General features: G+C 52.6%; 23 protein-coding genes. 15 read left to right on the forward strand and 8 right to left on the reverse strand.

Annotated features, from left to right (window positions below):
- Nucleotides 1-38 precede the first annotated feature (38 nt).
- Nucleotides 39-848 (reverse strand): NADP(+)-dependent aldehyde reductase, encoded by an 810-nt coding sequence (ybbO, locus tag BEG40_RS00490; protein WP_073568913.1) that lies wholly within the window; start codon nt 846-848, stop codon nt 39-41.
- Entirely contained in the window at nt 838-1,461 is a 624-nt protein-coding gene (tesA, locus tag BEG40_RS00495; RefSeq protein WP_001295836.1) for a multifunctional acyl-CoA thioesterase I/protease I/lysophospholipase L1, read from the reverse strand. Before tesA ends, ybbO begins: the two co-directional genes overlap by 11 nt.
- Between tesA and ybbA the strand changes: the two genes are divergently transcribed.
- Both ybbA and ybbP read left to right on the forward strand, forming a co-directional pair.
- Nucleotides 1,432-2,118 carry a putative ABC transporter ATP-binding protein YbbA gene (gene ybbA / locus BEG40_RS00500; protein ID WP_001110563.1) on the forward strand — a complete coding sequence of 229 codons (687 nt, stop codon included), beginning with the start codon at nt 1,432-1,434 and terminating at the stop codon, nt 2,116-2,118. The genes tesA and ybbA overlap by 30 nt on opposite strands.
- Nucleotides 2,115-4,529, forward strand: coding sequence for a putative ABC transporter permease subunit YbbP (gene ybbP, locus BEG40_RS00505; RefSeq protein ID WP_105284687.1), 2,415 nt, complete (start codon nt 2,115-2,117; stop codon nt 4,527-4,529). Before ybbA ends, ybbP begins: the two co-directional genes overlap by 4 nt.
- A 124-nt stretch (nt 4,530-4,653) precedes the next feature.
- Here ybbP and dinQ read toward each other — a convergent pair whose 3' ends face one another.
- The 3 genes from dinQ to allS form a co-directional block, all read right to left on the reverse strand.
- Nucleotides 4,654-4,737 (reverse strand): damage-inducible type I toxin DinQ, encoded by an 84-nt coding sequence (gene dinQ, locus BEG40_RS22240; protein WP_349808740.1) that lies wholly within the window; start codon nt 4,735-4,737, stop codon nt 4,654-4,656.
- Between the two features lie 396 nt (nt 4,738-5,133).
- A complete protein-coding gene (mnmH, locus tag BEG40_RS00515; protein WP_105284688.1) occupies nt 5,134-6,228 on the reverse strand; it encodes a tRNA 2-selenouridine(34) synthase MnmH in 1,095 nt (364 codons plus the stop codon).
- A 68-nt stretch (nt 6,229-6,296) separates the two neighbouring features.
- Nucleotides 6,297-7,223, reverse strand: coding sequence for an HTH-type transcriptional activator AllS (gene allS / locus BEG40_RS00520; protein ID WP_016159158.1), 927 nt, complete (start codon nt 7,221-7,223; stop codon nt 6,297-6,299).
- A gap of 229 nt (nt 7,224-7,452) precedes the next feature.
- Between allS and allA the strand changes: the two genes are divergently transcribed.
- From allA to glxK, 9 genes are all read left to right on the forward strand, one after another.
- Nucleotides 7,453-7,935, forward strand: coding sequence for an ureidoglycolate lyase (gene allA / locus BEG40_RS00525; protein ID WP_000776380.1), 483 nt, complete (start codon nt 7,453-7,455; stop codon nt 7,933-7,935).
- 77 nt (nt 7,936-8,012) lie between these two features.
- Nucleotides 8,013-8,828: an HTH-type transcriptional repressor AllR gene (gene allR / locus BEG40_RS00530; RefSeq protein WP_000141275.1), complete on the forward strand. Its 816-nt coding sequence runs from the start codon at nt 8,013-8,015 to the stop codon at nt 8,826-8,828.
- An 89-nt stretch (nt 8,829-8,917) separates the two neighbouring features.
- Nucleotides 8,918-10,699: a glyoxylate carboligase gene (gene gcl / locus BEG40_RS00535; RefSeq protein ID WP_001096879.1), complete on the forward strand. Its 1,782-nt coding sequence runs from the start codon at nt 8,918-8,920 to the stop codon at nt 10,697-10,699.
- Nucleotides 10,700-10,711: 12 nt separating this feature from the next.
- Complete coding sequence (gene hyi / locus BEG40_RS00540; protein WP_105284689.1) at nt 10,712-11,488, forward strand: hydroxypyruvate isomerase; 777 nt, start codon at nt 10,712-10,714, stop codon at nt 11,486-11,488.
- Nucleotides 11,489-11,587: 99 nt separating this feature from the next.
- Nucleotides 11,588-12,466, forward strand: coding sequence for a 2-hydroxy-3-oxopropionate reductase (gene glxR, locus BEG40_RS00545; protein WP_105284690.1), 879 nt, complete (start codon nt 11,588-11,590; stop codon nt 12,464-12,466).
- A gap of 199 nt (nt 12,467-12,665) precedes the next feature.
- Nucleotides 12,666-14,120: an allantoin transporter gene (locus tag BEG40_RS00550; RefSeq protein WP_021550374.1), complete on the forward strand. Its 1,455-nt coding sequence runs from the start codon at nt 12,666-12,668 to the stop codon at nt 14,118-14,120.
- A 59-nt stretch (nt 14,121-14,179) separates the two neighbouring features.
- Entirely contained in the window at nt 14,180-15,541 is a 1,362-nt protein-coding gene (gene allB, locus BEG40_RS00555; RefSeq protein WP_105284691.1) for an allantoinase AllB, read from the forward strand.
- 56 nt (nt 15,542-15,597) lie between these two features.
- Nucleotides 15,598-16,899: a uracil/xanthine transporter gene (locus BEG40_RS00560; protein WP_105284692.1), complete on the forward strand. Its 1,302-nt coding sequence runs from the start codon at nt 15,598-15,600 to the stop codon at nt 16,897-16,899.
- Between the two features lie 22 nt (nt 16,900-16,921).
- Nucleotides 16,922-18,067, forward strand: a complete 1,146-nt coding sequence (gene glxK, locus BEG40_RS00565) for a glycerate 3-kinase (RefSeq protein ID WP_105284693.1) — start codon at nt 16,922-16,924, stop codon at nt 18,065-18,067.
- A 128-nt stretch (nt 18,068-18,195) separates the two neighbouring features.
- Here the strand turns inward: glxK and allE are convergent, their stop codons facing one another.
- Genes allE through allD form a run of 3 tightly spaced genes read right to left on the reverse strand, consistent with a single transcriptional unit; the run spans nt 18,196 to nt 21,298 of the window.
- Complete coding sequence (gene allE, locus BEG40_RS00570) at nt 18,196-18,981, reverse strand: (S)-ureidoglycine aminohydrolase (protein ID WP_105284694.1); 786 nt, start codon at nt 18,979-18,981, stop codon at nt 18,196-18,198.
- Between the two features lie 10 nt (nt 18,982-18,991).
- On the reverse strand, nt 18,992-20,227 hold the full coding sequence (gene allC / locus BEG40_RS00575; protein ID WP_105284695.1) for an allantoate deiminase: 1,236 nt from the start codon (nt 20,225-20,227) through the stop codon (nt 18,992-18,994).
- A gap of 21 nt (nt 20,228-20,248) precedes the next feature.
- Complete coding sequence (allD, locus tag BEG40_RS00580) at nt 20,249-21,298, reverse strand: ureidoglycolate dehydrogenase (RefSeq protein ID WP_105284696.1); 1,050 nt, start codon at nt 21,296-21,298, stop codon at nt 20,249-20,251.
- Between the two features lie 316 nt (nt 21,299-21,614).
- Between allD and BEG40_RS00585 the strand changes: the two genes are divergently transcribed.
- From BEG40_RS00585 to BEG40_RS00600, 4 genes are read left to right on the forward strand one after another with little or no spacing between them, the layout of a single operon-like run.
- On the forward strand, nt 21,615-23,282 hold the full coding sequence (locus BEG40_RS00585) for an acyl-CoA synthetase FdrA (protein ID WP_105284697.1): 1,668 nt from the start codon (nt 21,615-21,617) through the stop codon (nt 23,280-23,282).
- A 9-nt stretch (nt 23,283-23,291) separates the two neighbouring features.
- On the forward strand, nt 23,292-24,551 hold the full coding sequence (locus BEG40_RS00590; protein ID WP_105284698.1) for a YlbE family protein: 1,260 nt from the start codon (nt 23,292-23,294) through the stop codon (nt 24,549-24,551).
- Between the two features lie 10 nt (nt 24,552-24,561).
- Nucleotides 24,562-25,377 (forward strand): oxamate carbamoyltransferase subunit AllH family protein, encoded by an 816-nt coding sequence (locus BEG40_RS00595; protein WP_105284699.1) that lies wholly within the window; start codon nt 24,562-24,564, stop codon nt 25,375-25,377.
- A complete protein-coding gene (locus BEG40_RS00600) occupies nt 25,374-26,267 on the forward strand; it encodes a carbamate kinase (protein ID WP_105284700.1) in 894 nt (297 codons plus the stop codon). Before BEG40_RS00595 ends, BEG40_RS00600 begins: the two co-directional genes overlap by 4 nt.
- Nucleotides 26,268-26,352: the final 85 nt, after the last annotated feature.

Here is a 26,352-nt window from a genome sequence, read left to right on the forward strand (position 1 = left end):
ATTTTCTTTGACATGGGGGCTTAAGCGCGCGCTTCAACTCACCCCTGCAATATTTTGTCCATCACGCGCCCCGGCAGCAGGCGCTTAAGCACCATTACTGCCCAGGTCACCAGCGTTACCGGATAGCGCATCTTCGGCTTCTCGCTAATAAAAGCATGGCGTACTTTGTCCACCACCGCTTCCGGTCCCAACGTAAAGCGGGCGGCGATGCCGGGATTTTCGACTGGTTTATCACTTTGCGTCTGGTTGACGTTGTCGGTGAAGCGAGTACGAATGGGACCGGGTTCGATCAGGCTGACTTTAATTCCACAGTGGCGTAGCTCCATGCGCAGCGCGTCTGACCACGCCTCCAGCGCATATTTACTGGCCGCGTAAGCGCCGCGACCCGGTGTGGAGATTAATCCCATCACCGATGAGGTCATCACAATACGCCCTTCACCGTGCGGCAACATAGCGGGTAACAGGCGCATGGTGAGCTGATGCGCGCCGAAAAAGTTGGCGGAAAACTGCTGTTCCATCTGCGCGCGGCTGATGGTGGAAAGGGGGCCATACATGCCGAATCCGGCATTGTTAAAGATCCCATACAGACAATTATCGGTCAGGGCGATCACCTCGTCGGCTGCGCGATCAACACTTTCTGGCGAATCCAAATCGATCAACACGCCGGTGAATCCCATGCTGTTCATACGCTCAACATCATCCGGTTTCCGGCAACCTGCCAGCACATGAAAACCCTGGCGTTTTAATTCGAGCGCGCTTTCCAGACCAATTCCACTGGAACATCCGGTAATTAAGACCGATTTTTGCATAACTTTACCTGTCAGGATCTCCGTTGCTTTATGAGTCATGATTTACTAAAGGCTGCAACTGCTTTGCCATCCAGTCGGCAATAAACGGCTGGGCGTCGCGGTTGGGATGAATACCGTCATCCTGCATCCATTGTGGCTTGAGGTAGACCTCTTCCATAAAAAAAGGCAGCAGCGGAACATCAAACTCTTTGGCGAGTTTGGGGTAAATGGCGCTAAAGGCTTCATTATAACGGCGACCATAGTTTGCAGGCAGACGTATTTGCATTAACAATGGTTCAGCGTTGGCGGCTTTGACATCCTGCAAAATCTGGCGCAGCGTTTGCTCGGTTTGCTGTGGCTGAAAACCACGCAATCCATCATTGCCGCCCAGTTCAACCAGCACCCAGCGCGGCTGATGCTGCTTCAGCAAAGCCGGAAGGCGCGCCAGCCCTTGTTGCGAGGTGTCGCCGCTGATGCTGGCATTAACTACCGACGTTTTACTCTGCCACTTATCATTCAACAAGGCAGGCCAGGCCGCGCTGGCAGACATTCGATACCCGGCGCTCAGGCTATCACCCAGAATTAATAACGTGTCCGCTGCGGCGGCACGGAAGGTTAACAGAACCAGGAACAGGAAGGGCAAATGCCAGCGGAAAACATTGTTGAAGTTCATCATCTTAAGAAGTCCGTCGGTCAGGGGGAGCATGAACTCTCCATCCTCACCGGAGTTGAGCTGGTTGTCAAACGTGGCGAGACCATCGCACTGGTGGGCGAGTCGGGTTCGGGTAAGTCAACTTTGCTGGCGATCCTCGCCGGGCTGGATGACGGCAGCAGTGGCGAAGTGAATCTGGTGGGACAACCGCTACATAATATGGACGAAGAAGCGCGGGCAAAGTTACGCGCGAAGCACGTCGGTTTTGTTTTTCAGTCATTTATGTTAATCCCTACTCTTAATGCGCTGGAAAACGTCGAGCTTCCGGCGCTGCTGCGCGGTGAGAGTAGCGTGGAAAGTCGTAACGGAGCGAAAGCGTTGCTCGAACAGTTAGGGCTGGGTAAACGTCTTGATCATCTTCCGGCACAGCTTTCCGGCGGTGAACAGCAACGAGTGGCGCTGGCACGAGCCTTTAACGGTCGACCTGATGTGCTGTTTGCCGACGAACCCACCGGCAACCTTGACCGCCAGACGGGCGATAAAATTGCCGACCTGCTGTTTTCCCTCAACCGTGAACATGGCACCACGTTGATTATGGTGACCCACGACCTGCAACTGGCGGCACGCTGCGACCGCTGCTTACGGCTGGTGAACGGGCAGTTGCAGGAGGAAGCATGATTGCACGTTGGTTCTGGCGCGAATGGCGCTCGCCGTCGCTATTAATTGTCTGGCTGGCGCTAAGCCTGGCGGTGGCCTGCGTGCTGGCGCTGGGCAATATCAGCGATCGTATGGAGAAGGGCTTAAGCCAGCAAAGCCGGGAGTTTATGGCGGGCGATCGGGCGTTGCGCAGTTCACGCGAAGTGCCGCAAGCGTGGCTGGAGGAAGCGCAAAAGCGCGGCCTGAAAGTCGGCAAGCAGCTGACTTTCGCCACCATGACATTTGCAGGCGATACACCGCAGCTGGCGAACGTCAAAGCGGTGGATGATATCTACCCGATGTATGGCGATCTGCAAACTAATCCCCCTGGCCTGAAACCGCAAGCGGGCAGCGTATTGCTGGCCCCACGCCTGATGGCACTGCTTAACCTGAAAACGGGCGACACCATCGACGTGGGCGATGCTACCTTGCGGATTGCCGGAGAAGTGATTCAGGAACCGGATTCCGGCTTTAACCCCTTCCAGATGGCTCCGCGTCTGATGATGAATCTGGCGGATGTCGATAAAACCGGAGCTGTGCAGCCGGGGAGTCGGGTCACCTGGCGCTATAAATTCGGCGGCAACGAGAACCAGCTCGACAGCTATGAGAAATGGCTGTTACCCCAGCTTAAACCTGAACAACGCTGGTACGGGCTGGAACAGGACGAAGGCGCTCTGGGGCGTTCGATGGAACGCTCGCAACAGTTCCTGCTGCTTTCGGCGCTGCTGACCTTGCTGCTGGCGGTGGCGGCGGTCGCGGTGGCGATGAATCATTACTGTCGCAGTCGCTACGACCTGGTGGCGATCCTCAAAACGCTGGGGGCAGGGCGAGCGCAACTGCGTAAGCTGATTGTCGGCCAGTGGTTAATGGTGCTGGTGCTTTCAGCCGTTACCGGTGGTGCGATAGGCCTGTTGTTCGAAAACGTGTTGATGGTGCTGCTCAAGCCCGTTCTGCCTGCTGCACTACCGCCAGCCAGCCTCTGGCCGTGGCTGTGGGCGCTTGGCACCATGGCGGTCATCTCGCTGCTGGTGGGGCTACGACCGTACCGCCTGTTGCTGGCAACGCAGCCTTTACGCGTATTACGTAATGATGTGGTAGCGAACGTCTGGCCGCTGAAGTTTTATCTGCCGATTGTCAGTGTGGTGGTTGTGCTGCTGCTCGCCGGATTAATGGGTGGCAGTATGCTGCTCTGGGCGGTGCTGGCGGGCGCGGTAGTGCTGGCTTTGCTGTGCGGTGTGCTGGGCTGGATGCTGCTGAATGTACTTCGCCGCATGACGCTGAAATCGCTACCTCTGCGCCTGGCGGTTAGCCGCCTGTTACGTCAGCCGTGGTCAACGTTAAGCCAGCTTTCGGCATTTTCGCTCTCCTTTATGCTGCTGGCACTACTGCTGGTGCTGCGTGGCGATCTGCTCGACCGCTGGCAACAGCAGTTACCGCCAGAAAGCCCGAACTACTTTTTAATCAACATCGCAACAGAACAGGTTACACCGCTAAAAGCGTTCCTTGCGGAACATCAGATAGTCCCGGAATCGTTTTATCCGGTAGTGCGGGCGCGGTTGACGGCGATTAACGATAAGCCGACAGAAGGCAATGAAGATGAGGCGCTTAACCGCGAACTCAATCTTACCTGGCAAAATACGCGGCCCGAGCATAATCCGATTGTCGCCGGTAACTGGCCGCCAAAAGCTGATGAAGTGTCGATGGAAGAGGGGCTGGCGAAACGCTTAAACGTTGCCCTCGGCGATACCGTGACTTTTATGGGCGATACCCAGGAGTTTCGCGCCAAAGTAACCAGCCTGCGCAAAGTGGACTGGGAAAGCCTGCGGCCTAATTTCTATTTTATTTTCTCGGAAGGGGCGCTGGACGGGCAGCCGCAAAGCTGGCTCACCAGTTTCCGCTGGGAGAACGGCAACGGCATGTTGACGCAACTCAACCGCCAGTTCCCGACCATTAGCCTGTTAGACATTGGCGCGATTTTAAAACAGGTCGGCCAGGTGCTGGAGCAGGTAAGTCGGGCGCTGGAAGTGATGGTAGTGCTGGTCACCGCCTGCGGTATGTTGCTGTTGCTGGCACAGGTGCAGGTGGGAATGCGTCAGCGCCATCAGGAGCTGGTGGTGTGGCGCACACTCGGTGCGGGCAAAAAACTGCTGCGCACGACATTGTGGTGTGAGTTCGCCATGCTCGGGTTTGTTTCTGGCCTGGTAGCCGCGATTGGCGCGGAAACGGCGCTGGCGGTACTGCAATCGAAAGTGTTTGATTTCCCGTGGGAGCCAGACTGGCGATTGTGGATTGTGCTGCCGTGCAGCGGTGCGCTGCTGCTGTCACTTTTCGGCGGCTGGCTGGGTGCGCGACTGGTTAAGGGTAAGGCGCTGTTCAGGCAGTTTGCGGGGTGATGACAGGCGTAGCGCATCCGGCATGAATAGTGCGCCCTTTGGCAACAATCTGAAACCGACTGTCATGCCGGTTTTGTTAAAGGCCGAAGGTGGTAAACCTTCGGCCTTAGCTACGTTTCCTCAGTTATTCAATAAACTGGCGGATCAGTTCCAGCAGCGCGATCAGCGCCTTAAGAACGATGAGAACTTTATCGAGAAAAGTTTTCATCCGTTGCTCCCTTAAGGGAGAAAGACAATCACAGCTTACCCTTACGTTGCCTGTAACTATGATTTTCCTTCATGTGCTAGATGAGGACTGCCTCTCTCCAAATCAGAGCACCAGAATCAGCACCACCTGTATCCTGACCAGGACTTAAAAGTACTTTTCCGCACTGCGGTAATCCCTTGAGGCAGTATCATTACTAGCGCCGGCATAGCTGTTTGAATATGTAGGTATCCTGACTTATAATTCACTTGCTAGATGAGGACTGTTTCATCTCTGCCCAGAACCACCAACTCTCGGGCGGAAAAATAAAAAACCGACTGTCATGTCGGTTTTTTTATATCTGTATTCTGTTGCAATCATTCTGTTCTCACGACAATCGCCGTTTCAGAATACCGCTCATCACTGCGCCTTAACCCACTCCATCACTTTCGCCCACTCACCGCGAAAGACAACTTTTTCTGCTTTTTTCTCAAGCTGATAGCGATACATCGGGTCGTAATACTCTTCAAGTAACGGCACCAGCCAGGCCAGATGACCGTCGGTGCTGCCGGTTGCGAGTTGCGTTGCCAGCGCCGCATCCAGTCGGGCAGCCAGTTCGTTATATCGTTGTAGCCCCAGCCGACGCTTAATCCCCGAAAGTCCGTGATGCAGGTACTCGCAATACTCTTGCCAGCCCTGTTCGTCGCCGTACGCGTGGGTAAAATCATGATGCATACGCAAGAAATATTCTTCGTTCAGGCGTTCAAGACGGATCTCAAACGGGTCTTCCACCACGGCAATCGCCGCCTGGGTCATTCGCTCGCGCAGACATTCCGGCAGGTGATTAGAACCAATCATCCGGCTTTCATCTTCCAGTACCCACAGGCGTAGATCCTGACGGGCGTCGGTTTTTAGCATTTCGGCAGCCAGTAGGTTTTCAAAACTCGCCTGGCTAAGTTGCGGCTGTAATGTGCGACCAAAAGCAGAGCCGCGATGACGCGCCAGCCCTTCCAGATCAACACCGTTCGGCTGTTGCTGCACTAACAGCGTTTTACCACTGCCGGTACAACCGCCAATCAGCACTATCGGTTTTTGTGACAGTTCAATGGTCGCCTGAATCGCGGTCTGGCGCAGTGCCTTATAACCGCCTTCCACCAGCGGATAATCAATTCCCGCTTCATGTAGCCAGCGTTGCACAATATGCGAACGTTGACCGCCACGGGCGCAGCAGAGAATACCTTGCGGATTTTGCAGGCACGCTGCCCGCCAGGCGTCCATGCGCTGCTGACGAATTTCACCCGCCACCAGTTTATGCCCCAGCGCCAGCGCCGCGTCTGACCCTTGCTGTTTATAGCAGGTGCCAACGGCGGCGCGTTCATCGTTATTCATTAACGGCAGGTTGATAGCGGCGGGCATTGCGCCTTGCTCAAACTCGATGGGGGCGCGAACATCAATAATGGGCGTATCAGCAATCAGCAGGGCACGATAGTCCTGTTCCGTGTATCTCTCTTGCATAGTTAAAAGTGAACCTCAAATCAGCTTGCGCGCTATTTTACGCGCCAACGCGCGAGGAAACTTGATTTTTAACTGTGTGAGTTGCCGAAAATTTCTAAAAATCCGCTGATTTCTGGTCTGCGCTGGGTAAACAAGGTCACAATATCTTCTACCGCTTTGCCGCTACCAAATTTGCGCCATGCCAGACTCAATGGCGAAGGAGGGCGCATCGTTGGGATGACCCGGCTGACCAGTTGTTGATTATCGATCATTGACTGGCAAAGTGATTTTGGCAAAAAACCAATGCCAACGCCCGCCAGATGGGCGGCGATTTTCGTCTCCATGTCCGGAACGAGAATCTCTTTTTGCCCCGGCAATCGCCAGGCGACTCGCTTGGTTAAGGTGCGGGCGCTGTCTTCAATATTGACCGCCGGAAAGCGCCGTAACTGCGCTTCTGTTAGCGGCTCTTCAACGTTCGCCAGCGGATGATCCGCCGCCATGACAAAGCGCCATTGCACCGAACCTAAAGGATCAAGGCTAAAAGTATTTGCCAGCGCCTCGGTTCCTGTGACGCCGATAGCCAGTGAAAAACCTTCGTACAATAGTGAGTCCCAGACGCCCATATAGATTTGCCGGGAGATGTGAAACTGGGTAAAGGGGTAACGTTCGTTCAGCCACGCCAGCAATTGGGCGACGGCCTGGGAGTTGTAGAGCAGGTTGTTGATGACGATGTTTACCTGGCGTTCTACGCCATCATTCACCTGTTGCAGCTCGCTGGGCATACTTTCCAGCCAGCTCAGCCAGTCTCTGGCCTGACAAAGCAGATGCTCGCCAGCCGCTGTCAATGTCACGCTGCGAGTGGTGCGGAAAAACAGTGCCACCCCGGTATTTTCTTCCAGAAGTTTTATGCGATAACTGATGGTCGCCGTGGTTTTACATAATCGTTCTGCCGCTTTTGAAAAACTTCCTGTTTCAGCAACCGCAATGAAAGTACGCAAGGTTTCTGGATCGAACATCTTCAGGTATCCCCTTTTTAAATCAGCGAGTTGCGTGATTTTCTGTCCTTTGATTTACCTGTATTTTTACATGATAACCCTGCGTGATTTGTGGGCTAAATCTAGTTTTGGAAAAATATTCCAACTTTTGTGTTGATGTTGTTCTCTTAAGGTTTTAGATTGCCTGTTATTGAAACCAAGCTGACCGGTCGGCGCTGGTTGAACGGAATTATGTTACAAGGACAAAAAGATGAAACTTCAGGTATTACCGTTAAGTCAGGAAGCCTTCAGTGCTTATGGCGACGTAATCGAAACGCAGCAACGGGATTTTTTCCATATTAACAATGGCCTGGTGGAGCGTTATCACGATTTGGCGCTGGTTGAGATTCTTGAGCAAGACCGTACGCTTATCAGCATTAACCGCGCGCAACCGGCGAATCTGCCGCTGACCATTCATGAACTTGAGCGTCATCCGCTGGGCTCTCAGGCGTTTATCCCGATGAAAGGCGAAGCGTTTGTGGTGGTCGTGGCGTTAGGCGATGAAACTCCAGATCTGTCAACGCTACGGGCGTTTATCACCAACGGTGAGCAGGGCGTGAATTACCATCGTAATGTCTGGCATCACCCGCTTTTTGCCTGGCAGCGAGTCACTGATTTTCTGACCATCGATCGTGGCGGCAGCGACAACTGTGATGTTGAAAGTATTCCTGAACAGGAACTCTGTTTTGCGTGACGCCTGAAACCGACTTGCATAAGATAAACGAATTGTTCATTGTTTATGCTCACTTGTAGGTCGGAGTTAACGTAGGTATGACGGAAGTTAGACGGCGCGGCAGGCCAGGACAGGCGGAGCCTGTGGCACAGAAGGGCGCACAGGCGTTAGAGCGGGGAATTGCGATTCTGCAATATCTGGAAAAAAGTGGGGGAAGTTCGTCGGTTAGCGATATTTCTCTCAATCTGGATTTGCCGCTCTCCACGACCTTTCGCCTGCTGAAGGTTTTACAGGCTGCAGATTTTGTCTACCAGGACAGTCAGTTAGGCTGGTGGCATATAGGATTAGGTGTCTTTAACGTCGGAGCGGCGTACATCCATAACCGCGATGTCCTCTCCGTCGCCGGGCCGTTTATGCGCCGCCTGATGTTGCTTTCCGGCGAGACGGTCAATGTCGCGATTCGTAACGGCAATGAAGCGGTATTAATTGGTCAGTTGGAGTGTAAATCGATGGTCAGGATGTGTGCACCGCTGGGCAGTCGTCTGCCGTTACATGCTTCCGGCGCAGGTAAGGCGCTGCTTTATCCGCTGGCGGAAGAGGAGCTGATGAGCATCATCCTGCAAACCGGTTTGCAGCAGTTTACGCCAACCACGCTTGTGGATATGCCCACCTTGCTGAAGGATCTGGAACAAGCGCGTGAACTGGGCTATACCGTAGATAAAGAAGAGCATGTTGTTGGCCTGAATTGCATAGCTTCAGCAATTTACGATGATGTGGGTAGTGTTGTTGCCGCTATCTCCATCTCCGGGCCTTCATCAAGACTGACAGAAGATCGTTTTGTCAGTCAGGGTGAGCTGGTCAGAGACACCGCCCGTGATATCAGCACGGCGTTGGGACTGAAAGCACATCCATAGTGTCTGTCGCATCCCGCTCTGCGGAGCGGGTTTTTTTGACAAAATTTGAATGTTGGAAAATTTTTCCAATTAATAGAGGTAGGAATAAAATGGCAAAAATGAGAGCCGTTGACGCGGCAATGTATGTGCTGGAGAAAGAAGGTATCACCACCGCCTTCGGCGTTCCGGGAGCAGCAATTAATCCTTTCTACTCAGCGATGCGTAAGCACGGCGGTATTCGTCACATTCTGGCGCGTCACGTGGAAGGTGCGTCGCACATGGCGGAAGGCTACACCCGCGCAACGGCAGGGAATATCGGCGTATGTCTGGGAACGTCGGGACCAGCAGGCACTGACATGATCACTGCGCTCTATTCCGCTTCTGCTGATTCCATTCCTATTTTGTGCATTACCGGTCAGGCTCCGCGCGCCCGTCTGCATAAAGAAGATTTCCAGGCCGTTGATATTGAAGCAATTGCTAAACCGGTCAGTAAAATGGCGGTTACAGTACGTGAAGCGGCGCTGGTGCCTCGTGTGCTGCAACAGGCATTTCACCTGATGCGTTCTGGTCGTCCGGGGCCGGTACTGGTGGATTTACCGTTCGACGTACAGGTTGCGGAAATCGAGTTTGATCCTGACATGTACGAACCGCTGCCGGTCTACAAACCTGCTGCCAGCCGTATGCAGATCGAAAAAGCTGTAGAAATGTTAATCCAGGCCGAGCGTCCAGTGATCGTTGCCGGGGGCGGGGTTATCAACGCCGATGCTGCCGCGCTGTTACAACAGTTTGCCGAACTGACCAGCGTTCCGGTGATCCCAACGCTGATGGGCTGGGGCTGTATCCCGGACGATCATGAACTGATGGCCGGGATGGTGGGTCTGCAAACCGCACATCGTTACGGTAACGCAACGCTACTGGCGTCCGACATGGTGTTTGGTATCGGTAACCGTTTTGCGAACCGTCATACCGGTTCGGTAGAGAAATACACCGAAGGGCGCAAAATCGTTCATATCGATATTGAGCCGACGCAAATTGGCCGCGTACTGTGCCCGGATCTGGGTATTGTCTCCGACGCCAAAGCGGCACTGACGCTGCTGGTTGAAGTGGCGCAGGAGATGCAAAAAGCCGGTCGTCTGCCGTGTCGTAAAGAGTGGGTCGCCGACTGCCAGCAACGCAAACGTACTTTGCTGCGTAAAACTCACTTCGACAACGTGCCGGTGAAACCGCAGCGCGTGTATGAAGAGATGAACAAAGCCTTTGGTCGCGATGTTTGCTATGTCACCACCATCGGCCTGTCACAAATTGCTGCGGCGCAAATGCTGCACGTCTTTAAAGACCGTCACTGGATCAACTGTGGGCAGGCAGGCCCGCTGGGCTGGACCATTCCGGCGGCGCTGGGTGTGTGTGCTGCTGATCCAGAGCGTAATGTGGTGGCGATTTCCGGTGACTTCGACTTCCAGTTCCTGATTGAAGAATTAGCCGTTGGCGCCCAGTTCAACATTCCGTACATCCATGTGCTGGTCAATAACGCCTATCTCGGCCTGATTCGTCAGTCGCAGCGCGCATTTGATATGGATTACTGCGTACAGCTCGCGTTTGAAAATATTAACTCCAGTGATGTGAACGGTTACGGCGTTGACCACGTGAAAGTGGCGGAAGGTTTAGGCTGTAAAGCGATTCGCGTTTTCAAACCGGAAGATATTGCTCCGGCCTTTGAACAAGCGAAAGTCTTAATGAATCAGTACCGTGTCCCGGTGGTGGTAGAAATTATGCTGGAGCGAGTAACCAATATTTCTATGGGTAGCGAACTGGATAACGTCATGGAATTTGAAGATATCGCCGATAACGCAGCGGACGCGCCGACTGAAACCTGCTTCATGCACTATGAATAAGGGAGATAAATAATGTTACGTTTCTCTGCTAATTTATCGATGTTATTTGGCGAATATGATTTTCTCGCCCGTTTTGAGAAAGCCGCGCAGTGTGGTTTTCGCGGCGTTGAATTTATGTTTCCTTATGACTACGACATTGAAGAATTAAAACAGGTGCTGGCGAGTAATAAACTCGATCATACGCTGCATAATTTACCTGCGGGTGACTGGGCGGTGGGCGAGCGGGGTATTGCCTGTATTCCTGGCCGTGAGGAAGAGTTTCGTGATGGCGTAGCAGCGGCGATTCGTTATGCTCGTGCGCTGGGGAATAAAAAAATCAACTGTCTGGTCGGTAAAACTCCGGCGGGTTTCAGCAGTGAACAGATTCACTCAACGCTTGTGGAAAACCTGCGTTATGCCGCGAATATATTGATGAAAGAAGATATTTTATTACTGATTGAACCTATCAACCATTTTGATATTCCTGGTTTCCATCTCACCGGAACTCAGCAGGCGTTGAAACTGATTGACGACGTAGGCTGCTGCAATTTGAAAATTCAGTATGACATTTATCACATGCAGCGGATGGAAGGTGAATTAACCAACACCATGATCCAATGGGCCGATAAAATTGGACATCTGCAAATCGCCGATAATCCACATCGTGGCGAACCGGGAACCGGAGAAATTAATTACGATTATCTCTTTAAGGTAATTGAAAATTCTGACTACAACGGTTGGGTTGGCTGTGAATATAAACCCCAAACCACCACGGAAGCCGGTTTAGGCTGGATGAAACCGTACCGTTAAAACGTAACGCTGTTCAGACAATGCTTTTTTAGGCCGCTACGTCGGCAGGGGATCGTGTTGTCTGCATTCAGGAATACCGATATTTAAAAGAGGTTAATTATGAAACTGGGATTTATTGGCTTAGGCATTATGGGTACTCCGATGGCCATTAATCTGGCGCGTGCCGGTCATCAACTGCATGTCACAACCATCGGTCCGGTGGCTGACGAATTACTGTCTCTCGGTGCCGTCGGTGTTGAAACTTCGCGCAAGGTAACAGAAGCGTCAGACATCATTTTTATTATGGTGCCGGATACGCCGCACGTTGAAGAAGTGCTGTTTGGTGAAAATGGTTGTACTAAAGCCTCGCTGAAGGGCAAAACCATTGTTGATATGAGTTCCATTTCACCGATTGAAACTAAACGTTTCGCCCGTCAGGTGAATGAACTGGGCGGCGATTATCTCGACGCGCCAGTCTCCGGCGGCGAAATCGGCGCCCGTGAAGGGACATTGTCAATTATGGTTGGCGGTGACGAAGCGGTATTTGAACGTGTTAAACCGCTGTTTGAACTGCTCGGTAAAAATATCACCCTCGTGGGCGGTAACGGCGACGGTCAGACCTGTAAAGTAGCAAACCAGATTATCGTGGCGCTCAATATTGAAGCGGTTTCTGAAGCCCTGCTGTTTGCTTCAAAAGCCGGTGCCGATCCGGTGCGTGTGCGGCAGGCGCTGATGGGCGGCTTTGCTTCCTCGCGCATTCTGGAAGTTCACGGTGAGCGCATGATTAAACGTACCTTTAATCCGGGCTTCAAAATCGCTCTGCACCAGAAAGATCTCAACCTGGCGCTGCAAAGTGCGAAAGCACTGGCGCTGAATCTGCCAAACACCGCAACCTGCCAGGAGTTATTTAATACCTGTGCGGCAAACGGCGGCAGCCAGTTGGATCACTCTGCGTTAGTGCAGGCGCTGGAGTTAATGGCGAATCATAAACTCGCCTGATAAAAAGGCATCGTTGCCGATGAAGCCTCGATGCCTGCAATAAAAATGGCCGATATCAAATAATTGATTCGGCCAGCAGTAAAAAAAGAAAGCAGCCAACGACGTTGCTTCAGTATTAAAAAAACTATTTTTTATTTTATTAGTTCCTCATAGCTAGATTAAAACAGCGTTATTCGATACGTGAAATTAAGAGGGATTTATGGAACATCAGAGAAAACTATTCCAGCAACGCGGATATAGCGAAGATTTATTACCGAAAACGCAAAATCAACGTACCTGGAAAACATTTAACTACTTTACCTTATGGATGGGTTCGGTTCATAACGTTCCCAATTATGTAATGGTCGGCGGCTTTTTTATTCTCGGCTTGTCTACCTTTAGTATTATGCTGGCAATTATCCTTAGCGCCTTTTTTATAGCTGCTGTAATGGTATTAAACGGTGCTGCGGGCAGTAAATACGGCGTACCTTTTGCTATGATCCTGCGAGCTTCTTATGGCGTGCGTGGCGCACTGTTTCCCGGCCTATTAAGAGGCGGGATTGCCGCCATTATGTGGTTTGGTTTGCAGTGTTATGCCGGATCGCTGGCGTTTTTGATTCTGATTGGCAAAATCTGGCCGGGATTTTTAACTCTCGGTGGTGATTTCACTCTGTTAGGGCTTTCGCTGCCCGGCTTGATTACCTTCTTGCTCTTCTGGCTGGTGAACGTCGGTATCGGCTTCGGTGGCGGCAAAGTATTAAATAAATTCACCGCTATTCTTAACCCGTGCATCTATATCGTTTTCGGCGGCATGGCGATTTGGGCGATTTCGCTGGTAGGGATTGGTCCAATCCTCGACTACATCCCGAGCGGTATTCAGAAAGCAGAAAATAGTGGCTTCCTGTTCCTGGTGGTGATTAACGCGGTGGTTGCGGTATGGGCGGCACCAGCAGTTAGCGCATCCGACTTTACGCAAAACGCCCACTCGTTTCGTGAGCAGGCGCTGGGGCAAACGCTGGGTTTAGTGGTTGCTTATATCCTGTTTGCGGTCGCTGGGGTGAGTATTATTGCCGGAGCCAGTATTCATTACGGCGCGGATACCTGGAACGTGCTGGATATTGTTCAGCGTTGGGACAGCCTGTTTGCCTCGTTCTTTGCGGTACTGGTTATTCTGATGACGACCATTTCCACGAACGCCACCGGTAATATTATTCCGGCCGGTTATCAGATTGCCGCTATTGCACCGACGAAACTGACCTATAAAAACGGCGTACTGATTGCCAGTATTATCAGCCTGTTGATCTGCCCGTGGAAATTAATGGAGAATCAGGACAGTATTTATCTGTTCCTCGATATTATCGGTGGGATGCTGGGTCCAGTAATTGGCGTGATGATGGCGCATTATTTTGTGGTCATGCGCGGGCAAATCAATCTCGATGAGCTGTACACCGCAGCAGGTGATTTTAAATATTACGATAACGGTTTTAACCTCACTGCATTCTCAGTAACTCTGGTGGCGGTTATTTTATCTCTCGGCGGTAAATTTATTCCGGTCATGGAACCGTTATCGCGTGTTTCATGGTTTGTTGGCGTTATCGTCGCCTTTGCGGCCTACGCCTTATTAAAGAAACGCACAGCAGTAGAAAAAACAGGAGAGCAAAAAGTCACAGGTTAATTAATCCCGATATTGAACATTGAGTTAAAAAATAATCTGTATTTTACAAGGAGTTTATTATGTCTTTTGATTTAATTATTAAAAACGGCACCGTCATTTTAGAAAACGAAGCTCGTGTTGTAGATATTGCCGTTAAAGGCGGAAAAATTGCCGCTATCGGTCAGGATCTGGGCGATGCAAAAGAAGTTATGGATGCGTCTGGTCTGGTCGTTTCTCCGGGTATGGTCGATGCGCACAGCCATATTTCTGAACCGGGTCGTAGCCACTGGGAAGGTTATGAAACCGGCACTCGCGCAGCGGCAAAAGGCGGTATCACCACCATGATCGAAATGCCGCTCAACCAGCTGCCTGCAACGGTTGACCGCGCTTCAATTGAACTGAAGTTTGATGCCGCTAAAGGCAAGCTGACTATCGATGCGGCGCAACTCGGTGGCCTGGTGTCTTACAACATCGACCGTCTGCATGAGCTGGATGAAGTGGGAGTTGTCGGCTTCAAATGCTTCGTTGCGACCTGTGGCGATCGCGGTATCGACAACGACTTCCGTGACGTCAATGACTGGCAGTTCTTCAAAGGTGCGCAGAAGCTGGGCGAACTGGGACAGCCGGTGCTGGTGCACTGCGAAAACGCGCTGATCTGTGACGAACTTGGCGAAGAAGCGAAACGTGAAGGTCGCGTAACCGCACATGACTATGTGGCTTCGCGTCCGGTATTTACCGAAGTGGAAGCGATTCGCCGCGTGCTGTACCTGGCGAAAGTTGCCGGTTGCCGTCTGCACGTTTGCCATATCAGCAGCCCGGAAGGTGTTGAAGAAGTGACTCGTGCACGTCAGGAAGGTCAGGATGTCACCTGTGAATCCTGCCCGCATTACTTTGTGCTGGATACCGATCAGTTCGAAGAAATTGGCACCCTGGCGAAGTGTTCACCGCCGATCCGCGATCTGGAAAACCAGAAAGGCATGTGGGAAAAACTGTTTAACGGTGAAATCGACTGCCTGGTTTCCGACCACTCTCCATGCCCGCCGGAAATGAAAGCCGGTAACATCATGAAAGCATGGGGCGGTATCGCCGGTCTGCAAAGCTGCATGGACGTGATGTTCGATGAAGCGGTACAGAAACGCGGTATGTCTCTGGCAATGTTCGGCAAATTAATGGCGACTAACGCAGCAGATATTTTCGGTCTGCAGCAAAAAGGCCGTATCGCCCCAGGAAAAGATGCCGACTTCGTCTTCATTCAGCCGAATAGCAGCTATGTTCTTACCAATGACGATCTGGAATATCGCCACAAAGTCAGCCCGTATGTTGGCCGTACCATTGGCGCGCGTATCACGAAAACCATCTTACGTGGTGATGTGATTTACGACATCGAACAGGGCTTCCCTGTTGCGCCGAAAGGTCAATTTATCCTTAAACATCAGCAGTAATCTGGCCCCTGCAATGCCCGTCCTTGCGGCGGGCATTCTCCGGTTAAGGTGTGTTTATGTTCAATTTTGCAGTCAGCCGCGAAAGCCTGTTATCAGGATTTCAGTGGTTTTTCTTTATTTTTTGCAACACGGTTGTGGTTCCTCCTACGCTGCTTTCGGCTTTTCAGTTGCCGCAAAGTAGTCTGCTTACGCTCACCCAATATGCTTTTCTTGCTACTGCGCTGGCCTGCTTCGCCCAGGCGTTCTGCGGTCATCGTCGCGCTATTATGGAAGGGCCGGGCGGCCTGTGGTGGGGAACCATCCTCACTATCACTCTTGGCGAAGCATCGCGCGGAACGCCTGTCAGCGATATCGCCACCAGTCTGGCGGTGGGCATTGCGATTTCCGGCGTACTGACGATATTGATTGGACTTAGTGGATTAGGTCATCGCCTGGCGCGGTTATTTACTCCGACGGTGATGGTGCTGTTTATGCTGATGCTGGGCGCACAGCTGACCAGTATCTTTTTTAAGGGGATGCTTGGGCTGCCATTTGGCATTGCCGACCCGAATTTTAAAATTCAGCTTGCGCCATTCGCGCTCGCGGTGGCGGTGATGTGCCTGGTGCTGGCGATGATTATCTTCCTGCCGCAACGTTTTGCCCGTTATGGCCTGCTGGTCGGTACAATAACCGGCTGGTTGTTATGGTACTTTTGCTTTCCATCCTCGCACTCGCTTTCCGGGGAATTGCACTGGCAGTGGTTTCCGCTCGGCAGTGGCGGTGCTTTGTCGCCGGGGATTATTCTGACGGCGGTGATTACCGGGCTTGTGAATATCAGCAATACCTACGGTGCGATTCGCGGTACGGATGTTTTTTATCCGCAACAGGGCGCTGGAAATACGCGTTATCGGCGCAGCTTTGTGGCGACCGGATTTATGACGCTGATAACCGTACCGCTGGCGGTAATTCCATTTTCACCGTTTGTTTCATCCATTGGTTTATTAACCCAGACCGGCGATTACACGCGGCGTTCGTTTATTTATGGCAGCGTTATTTGCCTGCTGGTGGCGCTGGTTCCGGCACTCACGCGACTGTTTTGTAGTATCCCTTTACCGGTGAGTAGCGCGGTCATGCTGGTTTCTTATCTACCTTTACTCTTTTCCGCGCTGGTGTTTAGCCAGCAAATAACCTTTACCGCTCGCAATATTTATCGACTCGCATTGCCGTTATTTGTTGGCATATTTTTAATGGCATTACCGCCTGTGTATCTGCAAGACCTTCCATTAACGCTTCGTCCTCTGCTCAGTAACGGCTTACTGGTCGGAATTTTACTGGCTGTTCTTATGGATAATCTTATTCCGTGGGAACGCATCAAATAATTTGTTGAAAAAAGGATTGATAATGAAAATTGTCATTGCGCCAGACTCGTTTAAAGAGAGCTTAAGTGCAGAAAAATGTTGTCAGGCAATTAAAGCCGGGTTTTCGACCCTCTTTCCCGATGCGCAATATATCTGTTTGCCGATAGCGGATGGCGGCGAAGGTACGGTGGATGCGATGGTCGCCGCGACGGGCGGCAACATCGTGACGCTTGAAGTCTGTGGGCCGATGGGCGAAAAAGTGAATGCTTTTTATGGTCTTACCGGTGACGGGAAAACGGCGGTGATTGAGATGGCGGCGGCAAGTGGCCTGATGCTGGTCGCGCCCGAACAGCGTAATCCGTTGCTGGCGTCAAGTTATGGCACCGGCGAGCTGATTCGCCATGCGCTTGATAACGGCATTCGCCATATTATTCTCGGCATTGGTGGCAGCGCGACGGTGGACGGCGGTATGGGCATGGCGCAGGCGCTCGGTGTGCGTTTCATTGATGCCGACGGTCAGGCGCTGGCGGCAAACGGTGGCAATTTAGCGCGAGTGGCAAGCATTGAGATGGAGGAATGCGATCCGCGTCTGGCGAGCTGCCATATTGAAGTGGCGTGCGATGTCGATAACCCGCTGGTAGGGGCACGCGGCGCGGCGGCGGTGTTTGGTCCGCAAAAAGGGGCAACGCCGGAAATGGTCGAAGAGCTGGAGCAGGGGCTGCAAAATTTCGCCCGTGTTTTGCAGCAGCAAACGGAAATCAATGTCTGTCAGATGGCGGGCGGCGGCGCAGCGGGCGGTATGGGTATTGCGGCGGCGGTGTTCCTCAATGCGGATATTAAACCGGGTATTGAGATTGTACTGCGGGCGGTCAACCTGGAGCAGGCGGTGCAGGGAGCGACACTGGTGATCACCGGGGAAGGGCGCATTGATTCACAAACGGCAGGCGGTAAAGCGCCGCTGGGCGTGGCGTCGGTGGCGAAGCAGTTTAATGTACCGGTGATTGGGATTGCTGGCGTATTGGGTGATGGCGTGGAAGTGGTGCACCAGTACGGTATCGACGCGGTATTCAGCATTCTGCCGCGTCTGGCACCTTTAGCCGAAGTGCTCGCCAGTGGTGAAGCCAATCTCTTCAACTGCGCGCGTAATATTGCCTGCGCCATTAAAATAGGTCAGGGAATTAAACTCTGATTCTTACCTTTAAAGCGGATGCGATTTATTTCGCATCTTTTTTTACCTGAATTTATCGCAAAAAAAGCCACGGTATAAACCGTGGCAAAATCCAACATAGCTAAAAATAATCAGGCGAGTGGTATGACTTAAATCTCTACGTCGCGGTTGCAATCTTTCGAGTAAATATAGCTGAACGCTTCACCACGCCCTACGCCATAACCAGCCTGTAAAGAATAAGCGCCCATAAAGATGTAATCGCCTTTTTTCACCGGGATCCAGTTATTGTCGAGGTTATAAACCCCCTGACCGGAAAGAATATAGGCACCGTGTTCCTGAACATGTGTTTCGATATAACCATGGCTGGCACCTGGCGCAAAAGAGAGGATATGCATGTTCATATCAAAACCTAACTCTTTGGGCAGAAAATCCAGCAGAATAACATCGTCCATGCCTTCATAATGAATGCGTTCCAGTTCGCTGGCATTGCCAGAAACCAGCCATGGCGCATGACCTTCTACCGGAACATAGCGACGCTTATATAAAAAGATTTGGCTGTCTTCGGCCTGGGCGTTAACAAAAGTCATTAAGGAGCCTGGCGGGCAATAAAGATAGCCACCTTCACTTAAGGTAAATGTTTTCCCTTCGGCTTTGGCAGTGATATTTCCAGAGATCACATACAGGAACGTTTCAATTCCTTCACCGCCGAATCCCTGCTGATTACCGCCATTTTGATGCAGCGTCACCAGATAATCGACAAACGTAGCGCCCAGCTTTGGCGTGGACAGGATTGTCGCGTCACAATTCTCAAATCCCGGAATAATATTTTTTACCAGGCCGTCTGGCGTTAACAGCGCGAAATTACCGTGTTTCACAATCGCGCGGTTAGCCAGTAAATCATCGCGGTAACCGGTGACGTTATTTAAATATCCTATTTATAACTCCTTATTTCTGCCAGGCAAGTTGATAAAGCATGAGTGCCAACGTTTTGACCCCTTCGGCAAGGTCGTTAATATTGGTGCGTTCCGCCGGGTTATGGCTGATCCCATTGATGCTGGGAATGAAAATCATGCAGGTTGGTACGCGAGGCGCGAAAATTTGCGCGTCGTGCCCGGCACCACTGTGCATCACCCGATAGTTCAGTTTTTCTGTTTCACACAGTTCTGTCAGGGTGGCGACCAGCTCTTTGTTCATCGGCACCGGTTCTTCGTCCATCCATAAATCGATATCAATACCAATGTCCATTTCATCGCAAATCGCCCGCATGTCGTTTTCTAACTGTTGGGTGAAATCGCGCAGCACGGCAGCGTCAGTATGGCGACAATCAATGGTGAACGTGGTTTTACCCGGCACTACGTTAACCGTATTTGGGCGCGGCTCCACTTTGCCAAAGGTCAGCACCAGCGGATCGCCCATCTTTTTCGCTTTTTCAACCGACTGACTGCAAATGCGGCTAAACGCGTAAACCGTATCACGACGATAGCCCATCGGCGTGGTGCCTGCATGGTTTGATTCGCCGTTCAGCGTCACCGTATAGCGGCGCTGCCCGACAATAGCATTAACCACGCCAATTGACTGCCCATTACTTTCCAGTACACAGCCCTGTTCGATATGCAGTTCGACAAAGGCTTTAATATCCTGGCGCGGAGTTAGTGGGGCGTTTGGCAGAGTAAATCCGCAGGCGAGCATGGCATCAAGGAAGCCGTTGCCTTTGGCATCACAGATATTCCGCACGTCGTCGGGATTCGCCAGACCAAAAATATTTTTACTGCCCCAGAAGACATACGGGAAGCGGCTGCCTTCTTCTTCCGCCATCGCCACCACCTCGACAGTACGTAGCGGCGCGCCGTATTGCGTTTTCAGCCAGTCAATTGCCAGCCACGCCGCCAGCGCGCCAAATTGCCCGTCGAGGTTACCGCCGTTGACCACGGTATCGATATGCGAACCGCTCAGAACCACTTCCTGTGGATATTCGCTGCCGCTCAGGCGACCGTATAAATTCCCCACGTCATCGAAACGTGTTTCCAGCCCACTTGCTGCCATTCTTTTTTTAAATTGCTGCTGGGTTTCCAGCCATTCCGGCGAATAAAGTAAACGGGTCATACCGCCGGTTGGGTCAGCGCCAAAAGAGGAAAGCCAGGGCAGCGTTTCTTCTATAGCTTGACGAAAATGTGTAATCATAGGAAAGTCCTGTCTCAATAATTATTGCGCAAAGGGATTTTTCGTTTCGTATGACGTGTTATAAAGCGCGTCGGAAATTAAATACTGGTAAATATCATCAACAATTTCGATGCCTTCGACGGCGGCTTTGCGTTGTTTAATATCCTGATCCTGTCCGGGATAATAAACCTGATTAAAACCGGGCGCGGGGGTAATGGCATTTAATTCACGCATGGTCTGGCTAAGATGTTGACGGAATAATTCGCTGGAGGAGAAAAAGTTCGGATTAATAACTATATGTAATTGCCCCAAATTACGCCCGGCGTGTAAATCGTCATACATCGAACTAACCTGTCGCCCGAACGGTAAGCCGAGTAAGACGCCTGAGAGGACGTCAATCATCATCATCAGGCCATACCCTTTCGGCCCAGCGGCGGGGAGCAGAGCATGTACCGCGAACGGATCGGTTGTTGGTGCACCGTTTTTATCGACCGCCCAGGTATCCGGGATAGACATATTACGCGAGCGGGCGTCGAGCACTTTTCCCCATGCCTGTACAGTAGTCGCCATATCAAAGGTAAGGATCTCGTTGCCTTCTCCCGGCGCGGCAAAGGCCAGTGGGTTAGTACCGTAGTAAATTTCCGCGCCGCCAAACGGCATCACCATTGGATCGGACTGGCACATCGAAATGCCAATTAATCCGGCGCGGGCTGCCTGCTGCACAAAATAAGAGATTGCGCCGCTGTGACCCATCCGGCTGATACCGACCACCGCAACGCCATTTTGCTGGGCGGTTTTGATGGCATGTTCCATACCCATTTTCGCCGCGACCTGTCCGGCGGCATTGTCGGCATGTAAAATTGCCGAGCACGGCCCGGTTTCTTCGAGACGGAACTCCGGTTTGCGGTTGGTGCCGCCTTTTGAAATGCGTTCTGCGTAGTATTCCACGCGTACCGCGCCATGAGAGTGGATCCCTCTGGCATCGGCATAAACCAATACTTCAGCCACGGTTGCAGCGTGCTCACGTTTTAATCCAGCCTGGCAGAGTTTATTCTCGATTAGCTGGTGGAGTGTTTCCCGACTGATTTTCATCTGTCTTCCTTTTTAACGACGGTGTGAAGCATGACTGCAATTAACATACAGGGAAAATATCTGGATTATGTGATCCAGACAGGCAAAAAAATATAGTTAGAATTTATTTGATAATCTTCCTTCTTTTAACCTGATTTTTAAAACAACCACGCTTATTAAAAAATAATGAGTAATAGTCTGGTGGTTATTTGAATTCTTTTTCTAATAATCTCCGTGTGATATTCATCACCTTATTTGTCACCGTCCATCGATACCGTAATCGCCACATTAACACTGCTCGTGCAATTGCCATGGGTGCAATTTTTAAGGAGTTGTTATGATCCACGCCTTTATTAAAAAAGGGTGTTTTCAGGATTCGGTCAGTTTAATGATTATTTCACGAAAACTCAGCGAATCAGAAAATGTTGATGATGTTTCCGTAATGATGGGTACGCCCGCCAATAAAGCGTTATTAGATACCACAGGTTTCTGGCATGACGATTTTAATAACGCCACGCCGAACGATATTTGCGTGGCAATTCGTAGCGAAGCGGCGGATGCGGGGATCGCGCAGGCGATTATGCAGCAGCTTGAAGAGGCGCTAAAACAGCTGGCACAGGGAACAGGCAGCAGCCAGGCGTTGACGCAGGTGCGTCGCTGGGACAGTGCCTGTCAGAAATTACCCGATGCCAATCTGGCGCTGATTTCAGTGGCTGGCGAGTACGCGGCAGAGCTGGCGAATCAGGCTCTGGATCGCAACCTCAACGTGATGATGTTCTCCGATAACGTCACGCTGGAAGATGAAATCCAACTCAAAACCCGCGCGCGGGAAAAAGGCTTGCTGGTGATGGGGCCGGACTGCGGTACGTCGATGATTGCTGACACGCCGCTGGCTTTCGCTAACGTGATGCCGGAAGGCAACATTGGTGTCATTGGCGCTTCCGGTACCGGGATTCAGGAGCTGTGCTCACAGATTGCGCTGGCAGGTGAGGGTATTACTCACGCGATTGGTCTTGGCGGGCGCGATCTCAGCCGTGAAGTGGGCGGCATCAGTGCACTGACGGCGCTGGAAATGCTCAGTGCAGACGAGAAAAGCGAGGTGCTGGCATTTGTTTCAAAACCGCCTGCCGAAGCCGTGCGCCTGCGTATTGTTAACGCGATGAAAGCAACCGGCAAACCGACGGTGGCGCTGTTTTTAGGTTATACCCCGGCGGTTACCCGCGACGAAAATATCTGGTTTGCCTCCTCGCTGGATGAGGCCGCGCGTCTGGCTTGCCTGCTTTCACGCGTTACGGCGCGACGTAATGCGATAGCGCCTGCCAGCAGCGGATTTATTTGCGGTTTGTATACCGGCGGTACGCTGGCAGCCGAAGCGGCGGGATTACTTGCCGGGCACCTTGGCGTGGCAGCCGACGATACCCATCATCACGGCATGATGCTGGACGCTGATGGTCACCAGATCATTGACCTGGGCGATGATTTCTACACCGTCGGGCGTCCCCATCCGATGATCGACCCGACCTTACGCAACCAGTTAATTGCCGAGCTTGGCGCTAAACCACACGTGCGCGTGTTGCTGCTTGATGTAGTGATTGGCTTCGGCGCGACCGCCGATCCTGCTGCCTCGCTGGTAAGCGCCTGGCAGAAAGCCTGTGCTGCGCGTTCAGACAACCAACCGCTGTACGCCATTGCCACGGTGACAGGCACTGAACGTGACCCGCAATGCCGCTCGCAACAAATCGCCACGCTGGAAGATGCGGGGATTGCGGTAGTGAGTTCGCTGCCGGAAGCCACCTTGCTGGCGGCGGCACTGATTCATCCGCTTTCGCCTGCCACACAGCAACACACACCGTCATTACTGGAAAACGTCGCGGTGATTAACGCCGGATTACGCAGTTTTGCGCTGGAACTACAAGGCGCCAGCAAACCAGTCGTGCATTACCAATGGGCGCCAGTCGCTGGCGGCAATAAAAAACTGGCTCGTTTATTAGAACGTTTGCAATAAGGGGTTCCCATGTTTACATCAGTGGCGCAAGCCAATGCTGCGGTTATCGAACAAATTCGTCGCGCTCGTCCACACTGGCTGGATGTGCAACCGGCTTCTTTACTTATCAGCGAACTAAACCAGGGCAAAACACTGCTTCACGCCGGGCCGCCAATGCGCTGGCAGGAGATGACTGGCCCCATGAAAGGGGCGTGTGTAGGGGCATGTCTGTTTGAAGGCTGGGCGAAAGATGAAGCGCAGGCGCTGGCAATGCTTGAACAAGGGGAAGTGAACTTCATTCCTTGTCACCATGTGAATGCCGTCGGGCCAATGGGCGGCATTACTTCTGCCAGTATGCCGATGCTGGTGGTCGAGAACGTGACCGACGGCAACCGGGCGTACTGCAACCTGAATGAAGGCATCGGGAAAGTGATGCGTTTTGGCGCTTACGGCGAAGATGTCCTGACCCGTCACCGCTGGATGCGCGATGTGTTGATGCCGGTATTAAGCGCCGCGCTGGGGCGCATGGAGCGCGGTATCGATCTCACCGCGATGATGGCGCAGGGCATTACGATGGGCGATGAGTTCCATCAGCGCAATATTGCTACTTCAGCACTGCTGATGCGCGCGCTGGCGCCGCAAATTGCCCGCCTCGATCACGATAAACAGCACATCGCCGAAGTGATGGATTTCCTTAGCGTGACCGATCAGTTCTTCCTCAACCTTGCGATGGCCTACTGCAAGGCGGCGATGGATGCAGGCGCGATGATCCGCGCGGGCAGCATCGTCACGGCTATGACCCGCAACGGCAACATGTTCGGGATTCGGGTGAGTGGGCTGGGTGACCGCTGGTTTACTGCGCCGGTAAATACCCCGCAGGGACTGTTTTTCACCGGCTTCTCGCAGGAGCAGGCGAACCCGGATATGGGCGATAGCGCGATTACCGAAACCTTTGGTATTGGCGGAGCGGCAATGATCGCCGCACCTGGCGTAACGCGCTTTGTCGGTGCGGGTGGTATAGAGGCTGCCAGGACAGTTTCTGAAGAGATGGCGGAAATCTTCCTTGAACGCAATATGCAGTTGCAGATCCCCGGCTGGGATTTCCAGGGCGCGTGTCTGGGGCTGGATATTCGGCGCGTGGTAGAAACGGGTATTACGCCGCTTATCAATACCGGTATCGCCCATAAAGAAGCGGGGATCGGGCAGATTGGTGCAGGCACCGTGCGGGCGCCGCTGGCGTGCTTTGAACAGGCGCTGGAAGCACTGGCTGAAAGCATAGGGATTGGTTGAGGAACGCGCAATGACGATCATCCATCCACTGCTTGCCAGCCGTAGCGCACCGGACTATCGCCAGTGCTGGCGGTTAGCGGGCGTCTGGCGGCGGGCGATTAACCTGATGACGGAAAGCGGCGAACTGTTAACGCTGCATCGTCAGGGTAGTGGTTTCGGCCCCGGAGGATGGGTGCTTCGCCGCGCGCAATTCGATGCGTTATGCGGTGGATTATGCGGCAATGAACGACCACAGGTTGTGGCTCAAGGGATTCGCCTCGGGCGTTTCACGGTTAAACAGCCACAGCGTTATTGTTTGCTGCGTATTACGCCGCCTGCACATCCTCAACCGCTTGCCGCTGCATGGATGCAACGCGCGGAGGAAACCGGGCTTTTTGGACCACTGGCGATGGCGGTAAGCGATCCGCTGCCCGCTGAATTACGCCAGTTTCGCCACTGTTTTCAGACCGCGCTCAATGGCGTTAAGACCGACTGGCGGCACTGGCTGGGTAAAGGCCCCGGATTAACGCCCAGTCATGATGACACGTTGACGGGAATGCTGCTGGCGGCCTGGTATTATGGCGCTTTAGATGCGTGCTCCGGTCGCCCGTTTTTTGCCTGTTCCAACAATCTTCAACTCGTTACCACAGCGGTGAGCGTCAGTTATTTACGTTATGCCGCGCAAGGATATTTCGCCTCGCCACTCCTGCACTTTGTTCATGCTCTGGAACGCCCTCAACGTACCGCTGCAGCGATTGATTCGCTGTTGGCACTCGGGCATACGTCAGGGGCAGATACGTTGCTGGGGTTCTGGCTTGGCCAACAATTATTACAAGGAAAACCATGAAAACACTGGTTGTAGCTCTTGGGGGCAATGCCTTGCTTCAGCGCGGTGAGGCGCTGACGGCAGAAAATCAATATCGCAATATCGCCAGTGCTGTACCTGCGCTGGCGCGCCTGGCGCGTTCTTATCGGCTGGCGATTGTTCACGGCAACGGGCCGCAGGTGGGGCTGCTGGCGTTACAGAATCTGGCATGGAAAGAGGTGGCGCCGTATCCGCTGGATGTGCTGGTGGCGGAAAGTCAGGGGATGATTGGCTATATGCTGGCGCAAAGTTTGCGCGCGCAGCCGCAAATGCCGCCTGTGACGACGGTGTTGACGCGCATTGAGGTTTCGCCGGATGATCCGGCGTTTTTGCAGCCAGAGAAGTTTATCGGTCCGGTTTATCAGCCAGAAGAACAAGAGTCGCTGGAAGCGGCTTACGGCTGGCAGATGAAACGTGATGGTAAATATTTACGCCGGGTGGTGGCGTCTCCGCAACCGCGTAAAATTCTCGACAGCGAAGCCATCGAGTTGTTGCTCAAAGAGGGGCATGTGGTGATTTGCAGTGGCGGCGGTGGTGTGCCTGTGACGGAAGACGGGGCAGGGAGTGAAGCGGTAATTGATAAAGATCTCGCCGCTGCGTTGCTCGCCGAGCAGATTAATGCCGATGGACTGGTGATCCTGACCGATGCTGATGCGGTATATGAAAACTGGGGAACGCCGCAGCAACGTGCCATTCGCCATGCCACACCGGATGAGTTAGCTCCATTTGCCAAAGCCGATGGTTCGATGGGGCCGAAGGTGACAGCGGTGAGTGATTATGTCAGAAGCCGTGGCAAACCCGCGTGGATTGGGGCGTTATCGCGAATTGAAGAGACGCTGGCGGGCGAGGCGGGGACCTGTATTTCGCTGTAGTCGTAGGCAGTAGACATTTGTGCCTGATGCGACACTTGACGCGTCTTATCAGGCCTACGATGGGTAACGGATCGGTAGGCCAGAT

It is taken from the genome of Escherichia sp. MOD1-EC5495 (genome assembly GCF_002965965.1).
Classification (GTDB): domain Bacteria; phylum Pseudomonadota; class Gammaproteobacteria; order Enterobacterales; family Enterobacteriaceae; genus Escherichia; species Escherichia ruysiae.